The 11,961-nt window shown below is 37.3% G+C and carries 10 protein-coding genes; 1 reads left to right on the forward strand and 9 read right to left on the reverse strand.

The window, feature by feature from the left end; genetic code table 11:
• Position 1: 1 nt before the first annotated feature.
• The 8 genes from EPR_RS05480 to mltG form a co-directional block, all read right to left on the reverse strand.
• Positions 2–313 carry a heavy-metal-associated domain-containing protein gene (locus EPR_RS05480; RefSeq protein ID WP_200762252.1) on the reverse strand — a complete coding sequence of 104 codons (312 nt, stop codon included), beginning with the start codon at positions 311–313 and terminating at the stop codon, positions 2–4.
• Positions 310–1,182, reverse strand: coding sequence for a succinate--CoA ligase subunit alpha (gene sucD, locus EPR_RS05485; protein ID WP_200762253.1), 873 nt, complete (start codon positions 1,180–1,182; stop codon positions 310–312). The genes EPR_RS05480 and sucD overlap by 4 nt, the downstream gene beginning before the upstream one ends.
• The gene (sucC, locus tag EPR_RS05490; RefSeq protein WP_200762254.1) at positions 1,182–2,354 is read right to left on the reverse strand and encodes an ADP-forming succinate--CoA ligase subunit beta; all 1,173 of its coding nucleotides are present in this window, start codon (positions 2,352–2,354) and stop codon (positions 1,182–1,184) included. The genes sucD and sucC overlap by 1 nt, the downstream gene beginning before the upstream one ends.
• Before the next feature lie 27 nt (positions 2,355–2,381).
• A complete protein-coding gene (locus EPR_RS05495) occupies positions 2,382–2,942 on the reverse strand; it encodes a Fe-S-containing hydro-lyase (RefSeq protein WP_200762255.1) in 561 nt (186 codons plus the stop codon).
• 10 nt (positions 2,943–2,952) lie between these two features.
• Complete coding sequence (locus EPR_RS05500) at positions 2,953–3,804, reverse strand: fumarate hydratase (protein WP_200762256.1); 852 nt, start codon at positions 3,802–3,804, stop codon at positions 2,953–2,955.
• Complete coding sequence (gene mdh / locus EPR_RS05505; RefSeq protein ID WP_200762257.1) at positions 3,801–4,760, reverse strand: malate dehydrogenase; 960 nt, start codon at positions 4,758–4,760, stop codon at positions 3,801–3,803. The genes EPR_RS05500 and mdh overlap by 4 nt, the downstream gene beginning before the upstream one ends.
• Before the next feature lie 75 nt (positions 4,761–4,835).
• Positions 4,836–7,055 carry an NADP-dependent isocitrate dehydrogenase gene (locus EPR_RS05510; RefSeq protein WP_200762258.1) on the reverse strand — a complete coding sequence of 740 codons (2,220 nt, stop codon included), beginning with the start codon at positions 7,053–7,055 and terminating at the stop codon, positions 4,836–4,838.
• 208 nt (positions 7,056–7,263) lie between these two features.
• Positions 7,264–8,211: an endolytic transglycosylase MltG gene (mltG, locus tag EPR_RS05515; protein ID WP_200762259.1), complete on the reverse strand. Its 948-nt coding sequence runs from the start codon at positions 8,209–8,211 to the stop codon at positions 7,264–7,266.
• Positions 8,212–8,299: 88 nt separating this feature from the next.
• Between mltG and EPR_RS05520 the strand changes: the two genes are divergently transcribed.
• On the forward strand, positions 8,300–10,705 hold the full coding sequence (locus tag EPR_RS05520; RefSeq protein ID WP_200762260.1) for a YhdP family protein: 2,406 nt from the start codon (positions 8,300–8,302) through the stop codon (positions 10,703–10,705).
• Positions 10,706–10,734: 29 nt separating this feature from the next.
• Here the strand turns inward: EPR_RS05520 and EPR_RS05525 are convergent, their stop codons facing one another.
• Positions 10,735–11,937 carry an FtsX-like permease family protein gene (locus EPR_RS05525; RefSeq protein ID WP_200764176.1) on the reverse strand — a complete coding sequence of 401 codons (1,203 nt, stop codon included), beginning with the start codon at positions 11,935–11,937 and terminating at the stop codon, positions 10,735–10,737.
• Positions 11,938–11,961: the final 24 nt, after the last annotated feature.

Genomic DNA, 11,961 nt, shown 5'->3' on the forward strand with positions numbered 1-11,961 from the left:
TCTACTCCTTTGTTTGATTAGGAACTTTTTTCTCCAAAGTTATTTTGCCAACAGCACATGAAACAAGGCTTTTTGCAAACATTCCAGTACTGCTAAGCAAATCTTTTTTATCATCTTTTAGAGGATAACCAAGAGTTCTTAACGTTTCCTTTAAAAACTCTTCATCCTCTTCGCTTTTAATATCAACTGTTACTATTCTGGGCTCACATCCAAGATCAATCTTAATATCCGGAAATTTATCCCTGAGTTTTTTATCAATGGTGTTTGCACATCCTTCGCATCTAATATTTAAAACTTCAAAACTTTTCTTCATTTTTTCAGTGCTTCAGCAACTGTTTTACCGATATCAGCCGGTGAAACAACCACATGAACGCCTGCAGCCGCCAATGCATCCATCTTCTCTTTTGCCGTACCCTGTCCTCCAGAGATTATAGCACCGGCATGACCCATTCTTTTACCCTTAGGCGCAGTCTGACCGGCAATAAATGCTATAACAGGTTTTGTAATATTCTCTTTTATATATTCAGCAGCTTCAATCTCCAGAGTTCCGCCTATCTCTCCTATCATAACGATCGCTTCCGTTTCAGGATCGTTTTCAAACATAGGCAGAAGCTGCTTATAACTTAGTCCAATGATAGGGTCACCGCCTATACCGACTGCAGTGGTGATTCCAAGTCCCTGTTTTACAACTTGATTCGAAGCCTCATATGTAAGTGTACCTGACTTGCTTATCAGGCCTACATTTCCTTTTTTGAATATAAATCCAGGCATGATACCTATCTTACACTCTTCCGCAGTGATAATACCCGGACAGTTGGGACCAATTGTCATCATACCTTTTTTAGTTGCATAAGCTTTTGCATACATCATATCTTTGACAGGCGCGCCTTCCGTTATAATGACGGCAAGCTCAATACCCGCATCTGCAGCCTCCATCACTGCATCACTGGTAAATGCAGGAGGAACAAAAATAAGACTTACTGTCGCACCGGTCTCTTTTACCGCTTCTTCTACGGTGTTAAAAACGGGTCTGTCAAGATGCGTCTGACCACCTTTTCCGGGAGTTACACCGCCTACTATCTTAGTACCGTATTCTATACACTGTTCAGCATGAAAACTTCCCTCTTTTCCTGTAAAGCCTTGTACTATTACTTTTGTATCTTTATTTACCAAAATACTCATTATAGCTCTCCTTTTGCTGCCGCAACCGCTTTTTTGGCACCGTCTTCAAGGTCTGTAGCAGAAATGATATTTTTGATACCTGCATTTTTCAAAATATCAGCCGCTATATCTGCGTTTGTTCCGTCAAGTCTGACTACAACAGGAACATTAACTTCAGTTATTTTTGTAGCTTCAAGTATACCGTTTGCTACTCTGTCACATCTGACAATCCCGCCAAATATATTGACAAAAATAGATTTTACGTTTTTATCCTGAAGTATAAGTTCAAATCCTTTGGCAACAGTTTCCGGACTCGCTCCACCTCCCACATCAAGGAAGTTTGCCGGTTCACCGCCCTCATGTTTGATTATATCCATTGTAGCCATCGCAAGACCTGCACCGTTAACCATACAACCTACATTGCCGTCAAGATTAACATAACTCAAACCGTATTTTGCCGCCTCTACCTCTACAGGATCTTCTTCGCTTAGGTCTCTCATCTCCTGAATATCGGGATGTCTGTAAAGAGCGTTATCATCAAATCCCATTTTTGCATCAAGAGCTATAAATTCTCCACTTCCTGTTTTAATAAGAGGATTTATCTCTATCATATTGGCATCTTTATCCATGTATACATCATAAAGAGCTTTTGCAAACTTTATAAAAGTTCCTATCTCTTCTTTCGGCAATCCAAGTCCAAAGGCCAGTTTTCTTCCGTGGAAACCCTGAAATCCAATAGCAGGATCAATGGCTACTTTAATTATCTTTTCGGGAGTTTTAGCCGCTACCTCCTCAATCTCCATACCACCTTCCGTAGAAGCCATCATAACTGGCATCTCAGATGCTCTGTCAAGAACCATACCTAGATAATACTCTTTTTGTATATCTGCGCCCTCTTCCACATATACTTTTTCAACTTTTTTGCCTTCCGGTCCTGTCTGATGCGTAACAAGGGTCATTCCCAAAAGTTGCAAAGCGATCTCTCTGACTTCATCCAAAGACCTTGCAAGCTTCACACCGCCGGCTTTTCCTCTGCCGCCCGCATGTATCTGCGCTTTGACAACCCATAGGTTACCACCAAGTTCTTCTGCCGCTTTTACAGCTTCATCAGGCGTAAATGCCACATATCCTCTCGGAACAGGTACACCGTAGCTTCTAAATATCTCTTTAGCTTGATATTCATGTATATTCATAGCTATCCTTTCTTGATTTTAAATTTCTCACTCTTTGACTTCGTATTTTTTTCTTCCCTCTTCGTAAAGATCGTTACCGTAAGTATCGTTTATAACAGTTACGGGGAAATTTTCTACTTTAAGCATCCTTATAGCTTCAGGACCAAGCTCCTCATAAGCAATGATTACCGATTCAGTAATCGTCTTGCTAAGAAGCGCCCCCGCTCCACCGGTAGCACCAAAATAGACCGCTTTATATTTTTTGCAGGCTTCTTTTACTTCCTCATTTCTTTTTCCTTTTCCTATCATACCTTTGAGCCCATGTTTGATAAGAGTAGGAGAGTATTTGTCCATTCTATAGCTTGTAGTGGGTCCTGCACTCCCTATTGGCTCTCCAGGCTTCGGAGGAGTAGGTCCTACAAAATAAATTACTGCTCCTTCGAGAGGAAAAGGCAACTCCTCTTTTCTCTCTATAAGATCAACGAGCCTCTTATGAGCAGCGTCTCTTGCTGTATAAATTGTTCCGGTAAGATAGACAATATCACCGGCCTTCAGTTTTGTTACATCATCTTCACTTAACGGTGTTTTCATATAATATACGTTACTCATACAACCAACCTTAAATAACAATATGTGTATGCCTGCTGCTATGGCACTGAACATTGACACTTACAGGCAGACTGGCAATATGACATGGGTTTTTTTCTATGTGAACCGCTAAAACAGTCTGGGTACCGCCCATACCCATAGCCCCAATTCCTAGTTTGTTAAGTTCATAAAGAATCTCTTTTTCAAATTCTCTCATATCCGGATCGGGGTTTTCCGTGCCAACTTCCCTGAAAAGTGCATGTTTGCTCGATATAGCGGCTTTTTCAAAAGTTCCTCCTATACCTATACCTACAATTATAGGAGGGCATGGATTTGGACCTGCATCAGATATGACTTTTTTAACAAAGTCGATTACTCCCTCTTTACCCTGGGCAGGTGCCAATACTGTCGCACGACTTACATTTTCGCTGCCACCACCTTTTGCAGCATACTCTATCTCTATTTTATCGCCTTCAACAAGATCAAAATGTATAACTGCAGGAAGATTGTAACCGATTTTATCTTTTAGATTTTCTCTTGTAAAACAGTCGCAAGTCGAAGCTCTCAAATACCCCTCTTTGTACCCTTTCTGCGTACCTTCATTTATAGCATCTTTAAGAGTTCCGCCAACAACTTTTACATCTTCTCCGACTTTAACGAAAAATACTGCTAAACCGGTATCCTGGCAAAGAGGTTTCTCTTCTGTTTTAGCAATCTCAGCATTTAGTAGTATCTGCTCAAGAACTTTTTTCGCCACAGGACTTTTTTCTTCTTCTTTTGCCTTTTTCAAAGCTTTTAACGCATCTTCGGGAAGATTTGTAGCAGTATGTATAATCATGTTTTTTATAGCATTCACTACATCTTCATATAAAACTTCTCTCATTTCGTATCCTCGAAAAAGTTATTCTTCTTTAGTGTCTCTATCAATCTCGCAACAGAGTCAATACTTTTTGCAAACATCTCTTTCTCTTTTTCGTTGAGAGTCACCTCGATAATCTTCTCAACACCCTCTTTTCCAAGCATTACGGGAACTCCGTTTACAATATCTCTATAGCCGTATTCTCCGTCAAGATAGACTGCACAAGGATATATCTGTTTTGTATCCTTTAAAATTGCCTCCACCATTATTGCTGTAGATTTTCCAGGTGCGTAAAATGCAGAGCCTGTTTTTAGATATCCAACTATTTCCGCTCCTCCGTGTCTGGTTCTTTCCACAACATCATCGATATCTTTTTCTGAAAGAAGGTCTGTCAGAGGTATTCCAGCTACTGTGGAGTATCTGGGAAGAGGAACCATATCGTCTCCATGTCCACCTATGACACTTGCTCTGATCTGTCCTGCACCAAATCCCAGTTTTTCATGAATAAAGTGTGCCATTCTGGCGCTATCGAGTATTCCCGCCATTCCAACAACCTGTTTTGTAGAAAAACCGGCTGTTTTCAATGCAACATAAGTCATAGCATCAAGGGGATTTGATACCATAACCAATATTGCATCAGGAGCAACTTTTTTTACCTCTGTTGCTACTTCCTTGGTTATTTCCGCATTAATCATCAGCAGATCATCTCTGCTCATTCCAGGTTTTCTAGGACTCCCTGCTGTTATCACAACAACTCTGGAATCTCTGATATCTTCATATGAGTCCGCCGATTTTACAACCGTATGACTTCTGATTGCGGCTGCAGCCTGACTCATGTCAAGAGCTTTCCCTTTTGCTCTCTCTTTGTCTCTGTCTAGCAATACTATTTCATGGCATACACCTTGCACCGCTAATGAATATGCAACGGTACTTCCCACATTGCCGGCTCCGATAATCGCAACTTTACTTTGCTCTATCATCACACTCCTTTCTTTAATATTTTATAGAGGAGGAGAAGACCTCCTCTTTATTTAACAAAGTTTAGGATATTAAAACTATATTGAGTCTATAATCGCATTGAATGTGGCACTTGGACGCATTGCTTTTTCAGCTTTCTCGTCATCTGGATGGAAATATCCGCCAACATCCTGAGGTTTCCCTTCTGCTGCTCTTATCTCGTCGAGAATTTTTTGCTCATTCTCTTTTAAAGACTTGGCAACAGGTGCAAAAATCGCTTCTAATTCGCTATCACCGCATTTGGCCAGTTCTTCTGCCCAGAAAGTGGCAAGATAGTAGTGGCTTCCTCTGTTATCCAGCTCACCAACTTTTCTTTTCGGAGTCATGTCTTTATCAAGATACTGGCCAACGGCTCTATCAAGTGCATCGGCTATTATTACCGCTTTATCGCTTGCGCCCTGTTTATTTGCAAGTTTGAATGATTCGACAAGTGCCATAAACTCTCCAAGGCTATCCCATCTTAGGTGTCCCTCTTTCAAGAACTGCTCCACATGTTTTGGAGCCGAGCCGCCTGCACCTGTTTCAAACACACCACCACCGTTTAGCAACGGAACGATAGATAGTGTTCTTGCACTTGTTCCAACTTCAATTATCGGGAAAAGGTCAGTGAGGTAGTCTCTTAAAACGTTACCTGTAGCAGCAATTGTTCCAAGTCCGCTTCTAAATCTTTTCAATGTAAACTTCATAGCCTGTTCTGGAGCCATTACATGATATTCTACTCCATTGAGATCTTCGCCCTTAAGTACATCAACAACTTTTTTGATCAAGTTCGCATCATGTGCTCTGTTGCTGTCAAGCCAGAATACGATTGGATATCCGCTCTCTTTAGATCTTCTTACCGCAAGTTTTACCCAGTCAACGATAGCATCATCTTTAGCACTGTATCCTCTATAGATGTCTCCTTCGTGTACGCTGTGGCAAAGTAGTGTATTACCTTCCTCATCTACGACTTTGATAACTCCGTCGCTTGGAGGGAAGAAAGTTTTGTCATGGCTTCCGTACTCTTCAGCCTTTTTGGCCATAAGACCGATATTTTGTACTGTTCCTACTTTTGCAGGATCAAACTGTCCGTTTTTAACGATATCAGAAACTATCTCTTTATACATTCTTGCATATGTTCTGTCCGGAACTGTAATTACACAATCTTCTACTTCACCGCTTGGTCCCCATCCTTTAAGTCCGTTTTTGATAACTGCCGGAATAGAGGCGTCTATGATAACGTCGTTTGGCGCATGAAGGTTTGTAATACCTGCATCTGAATCAACCATATACATTCTTGGCTGTTTTTTATAGATTTCATTGATGCACTCTTTGATCTCGTTTTGAACACCTTCAGGAAGTTTGGACATTTTGTTTTCAAGATCGACAAGACCGTTGTTTGGATCAAATCCTATCTCTTCAAGCTCTTTTCCGAATTTATCAAAAAGCTCTTTATAGTAGACTCTTATAGCATCTCCGATATAAACAGGGTCAGAGATTTTCATCATGGTAGCTTTCACGTGTAGCGAGAAAAGAATATCTTTCTTTTTAGCATCATCTATAACGTTTTGATAAAACTCTTTTAGTTCACATCTGTTAAGAGATGCTGCACTAAATACTTCACCTTCAAGAAGATCAATCTCTTTAAGCTCTTCTACCTTTCCGTCATTGCCTTCAAAAACCATTTTGATTTTCATATCTTTCGGAGCTATGAAAGATTGCTCATTTTGGTAAAAATCGTTTTTATCCATATGAGCTACATAACTTTTACTGTCAGGGCTTACATCTCTCATTTTATGAGGATGCTTTTTCGCATACTGCTTAACAGCTTCAGAAAGTCTTCTGTCTGAGTTACCTTGTCTTAGAACAGGGTTAACAGCACTTCCTAGAAGCTTTGAAAATCTCTCCCTAAGAGCAACCTCTTCAGCAGTTTTTGGCTCTTCAGGGAAATCGGGTATATCATATCCCTGAGACTGTAACTCTTTAATTGCCGCTACCAACTGAGGAATTGATGCTGAGATATTTGGAAGTTTTACAATATTGGCTTCCGGCTTCAAAACTAGCTCACCCAGATAAGCAAGTTCGTCAGACTGTTTTTTATCTTCCGGAAGTTTATCGGAAAATTCTGCTATGATTCTTCCGGCCAAAGAGATATCCCTTAGTTCGATATCTACTCCCGCTTCCTTGACAAAAGCCTTTACCACAGGTAAAAGCGAATATGTCGCCAATGCTGGAGCTTCATCTATTTTTGTCCAGACTATTTTTGGTGTTTGTGCCATGTTTTCTCCTCTTTCTATTTTCTTTAATAACTTTGAATCTACTAGGATATACCTTATAGACTATAGCCTGTTAATGACCCTTTAAAGGTCTTGTCTCTTAACAGGCTTTACCCTTTCACTACCTGAATTAACATTCTAATAGTAACACTCTATAAGTTTATTTTTTCTCAAACTTTACAGAACTTTCTTTCGATTGTCGAAATATGTTTCATTTTTTCACAGATTTTATGTTATTGATATGATTTTTATAAGTTTTACTAAACTTGTGTCTCTTTTTTCCGGACTTTACAAAATATAGATATTCGGTTTTTGCGGGGAAAACAGCCGCCTTTATAGCGCTCAAACTCACATTGCATACAGGATACGGTGGCAGTCCTTTGAATTTGTAGGTATTGAATCTTGTCAAATCGGATTGTATCCTCTTTCTTGTTATTTTAGTATGCGAATAGTCACCATAATTCAATGCCCCGTCCATTTGCAGAGGCATTCCTTTTTTCAGACGATTATAAATTACGGAGGAGATCAGCGGCATCTCCTTTTCGTTTGCAGCCTCTTTCTGAATAATAGAAGCAATAGTTATATACTTTCCAAACCATTTATCCTGTTCATATCTGCCAAATATTTTGTTCGCTATCTCTTTATGTCTTTTCAGTGAATTGTTTACAAGGTAGTATATTAGATGTTTCTCATCTATACCTTTTGGTATATGATATGTTTCGGGCAGTATCACACCCTCTTTGAAAGGAGACTGGATAAAAAATTCGTTTTTTAGTTTTTCATATGAAAGACCGAGTTTTTCGGCAACCTCTTTTAAAAAAAGAGTTGTTGTCTCACCTGGAATAAGCGTTATCTCTATCAACGGAGCTTTTGCAGTTGTAAGCTTGTAGAGAAAATCTCCACGAGAAAGCTTCTTTTGCCCGATATCTATCCAGCCAGACTGAGGTTTTCCTATAAATCTAACTATATATGAATCTATACCGCTAAGCGAAAAACTTTTATCCTCAAGGTATGATATAATCTTGTTAATAGGGCCTTTCGGAATATAGACAACTTTTGAAGAATTTATAGGATTTGCCAAATAATAGACGAGAACTGTAATGATAACTAAAACGATTTCTGCAATAAATAAGATAATATTAAGTTTTTTTATAGCCATTTTGCTGCTTTTCGGGTTTTTCTATTTCCTTCTAACAGAAGGTATAAAAATCGACGAAATAAAATTACCTTTTATTAACGCAAAGCAATTGTATCTGAAACTAGATAAAAAACTAATTGTCAATATCAAAGAACTCAATATTAAAAAAGAGAAACATGCGAAAAGAGAAAAAGATATAGAAAAATTTATCGACTCTTTTCATTATCTGCCGCTTATTTTTCAAAAAATAGAGATAGAACGTGTCAATTTCCTAAATTATCATGTTACTTTTCTATACAAAGATGACGTTTTTTATATAGATACCGACAAATACCGTTTCGCCGCAAAACTTAATATTGTTGACCATACTCTCTTTGCAGATATTCCTCAACTGGAAATAAAAGGATTTGATCTTTTTTTCGAAGGTCTACTGAAACTCGACCTAAAAACGGAAAACGCTAAATTCAAAGGAAAATATTTTATATACGGTATAGAAGGAAAGATTTTAGCAAAAAAAAGAGGAAATAAAATCTTCACCAAAATCGATAGCGGCTATTTTAAAAATGAGGATTTGAAAAAAGTGGTAGAAAAGTTCGATCTAGAAGAGATTATAAAAAGTTGGATTTATAAAAATATCGTTGCAAAAAAATATAGACTAAAATATCTAAGTGCGATTATAGACCTGAAACTCAAATATCTTGTAGTTCCTGACTCTATCGAAGGTATAGCTTACGGATACAATACAAAAATATTTTTCAATGAAAAAACACCCCCCGTTATATGTAAAAAAGTTACTGCAACGTACCAAAAGAGTACTCTCTCTTTTGATATAGAAAAACCCAGATACCTGAATAAAAATCTCGACGGAAGCCGTGTCAAGATAAACGATATCATTTATCGCAATGCAAATATTGATATCATTATAAAAACCGAAAGCCCTCTTGATGATGAAATACTCTCATTGCTGAAAACCTACGATGTGGATCTTCCTCTCTATCAGAAAAAAGGGAAGATAAAAGCTGTATTAAAAATACATATTCTGTTTAGAGAACCCAAACCCGAAATAAAAGGCGTTTTTGTAACCCGAAATTCTGTTTTGAGTATAAAAGGTATCGATTTTTATATGGAAGATGCTACGGTTAAGCTTGATGGAACAAAAGTTACCGTTGAGCCTTCAAAAATCGCTTTGGATGATATACTGAAAAGTTCAATCAAAGGTGCTATAGATACAGATAACAAAAAAGCCGAATTTCATTTGGGAATAGACGAGATAAAAATCTCTTCTTTGAAAAGAGATATTCTTTATGCAAAAAATATAAAAGAAAATCTGCTGATAGATTTTAAAGATCAAAACACTACAACTTTGCTATTTAAAAATATGGGAATAAAAATGGTTATGAAGCCGGAAAAAAAATATATTTATATTAAAGAACTGAAAAAACTAGAGCAGTATTCTGATTTTCTCAAAAACATAAAAATAGACAGAGGCCATCTAAATATCATTACCCAAAATTTCAAAAGTTTTGATATCGATGGTTTTGTGGTCAAAAAAAACGAAATCCTTACTTTTAAAGGAGCCTATGTTAGTGATTTCTATTTTAAAGGTAAAATCCTAGAAAAAAGCGCAACTGTAGATATAAACGAAAAAATAAAAATCTTTTATAAAGATATATTGGATATTTCACTTAAAGATTATGATATCCACATAAAATCTGATATGTTTGATCAAAACGATACCGGTTCTGACTCAGCCCTTAAAAATATAAGATTAAACGGAAAAAATTCAAACATCATTATAGACAATCATCTTCTTCTATGTGAAAACTATATTCTTGTAAAAAAGGGAAGTCTTATAGATTTTCTTTCAACCTACAAAAGCGGTAAAGTTATTTTGACAGGAACAACAAAAAATTTCAAAATAACAGGTTCAAATCTCAAAGAAGAGCTTGTCAGTAGATTTATTGACTTTTATGGTATAAACGGTGGACTATACAATTTACAGGCAAATGGCAACACAAAAAATCTAACCGGAAAAATAACTTTTTACAATGCGGTTTTGAAAGATTTTGCCCTTTTAAATAATATTCTTGCATTTCTAAATACCGTACCTGCACTCATAACTTTTTCTGATCCCGGATATAGTCAACACGGTTTCAAGGTAAAAAAGGGGGTTATGAACTTCAGGTTAGTCAACAAAGTCTTATATATAGATTCTTTGAAATTTGAAGGTTCAAGTACCAATATCGAAGGTTCCGGAATTTTAGATCTTAACAGAAACACTATCGATATGCGATTAAAATTGAAAACTTTTAAAAGAATTAGTACAGTTGTAAGCAAAATCCCTCTTGCCGGTTATATACTTTTGGGAGAAGATGGCTCTATCAGCACGGTTCTAAAAATCAGAGGCGATCTTATGAAACCGAAAATCGAGTCGAAACTTCCTGAAGAGACTATAAAAGCCCCATTGAATATCATCAAAAGGACTCTTGAACTTCCCTTCAAACTTTTTAAATAGATTACGGTTTTAGTATACTTTTTAAAGTTTTACTCGTTTCTTAAAACATCTATCACATTTACTTCTGTAGCTTTTTTTGCCGGATAGTACGAAGAGAGGAGTGTAATAACTATCGCTCCCGTTACTATAGACCAAAAGTCGATTATGCTCAGTTCAAGCGGAAGTTTGGAAGTACCGTACACATCTGCCGGCAAAGAGACTATATCAAACGTTCCTAGCAGATATATACCAAAAAGTCCGAGAGCAACTCCAGCCGCTACACCAAATCCTCCTATGATGAAACCCAGATAGAAAAATATATGTTTCACCTCTTTACGGGACGCACCGAGAGAAAGAAGAAGTGCTATCTCTTTTCTTCTGTTCATAACTGTCATTAAAAGCGAACTGACTATGTTCAGCGAAGCTATCAAAATAATTAGCATCAAAACAATAAAAAGTGCTCTTTTTTCCATCTGCAATGCTGCAAAAAAGTTTCCGTTTTGCTGCCACCAGCCGACAATTCCTACACTTGAAGGAACAAAGTTTTTAAGTTTCTCTATATCTTTTTGAGGAGTTTTGGAATATATATGTATTCCACTAAATTCCCCCTCTGCTGTCCTCAAAATCGGTTTGAGTGAATCTATAGTAGTATATATATATGCTTTATCGTATGCTATAAGTCCTGATTTGAAAAATCCCTTTATTGTAAACCTTTTTATCATAGGAGTTAAGACAAGCCCGCCCGGCTCACTTTTCGTGAATATAAAAATGACTTTTTCATTCTCTTCAAGCATCATATTTTTATAAAGTTCCGCTCCTACTATAGCTTCAAATTTGCCAACTTTTTTGTTTTTGACAGCCTTTTGCAAAACATCGTTTATCTCCACCTCTTTTTCAAAATCGACACCAAAAAGTATCCCTCCCTCCATAGAATCACCTTTTTTAACAATAACCTGGGATGAGAGATAGGGACTGAATTTAAGATTAGGAAAACTTTTTTCCAGTTTTTGCAAAAGCTCACTATTTACAGCACCGGGAAGTTTTGGATAAATTGTCAGAGGATAATTCATAGTAAAGAGTTTTTTCTCAAACTCTTTGTCAAAACCGTTCATTATAGCCATAGCGACTATAAGAACCATAACGCCCACAGCTATACCCAAAAATGCGAGTAGAGCGGAAAGAAATATAAACGGCTGCTCTTTGTCAAATCTAAGATAGCGTTTTACAATATAAAAAATAAAATTTTTATCCATCATTTATCTTGCTTCACAAAGACT

The sequence above is a fragment of the Nitrosophilus alvini genome, from assembly GCF_015100395.1.
GTDB classification, from domain to species: domain Bacteria; phylum Campylobacterota; class Campylobacteria; order Campylobacterales; family Nitratiruptoraceae; genus Nitrosophilus; species Nitrosophilus alvini.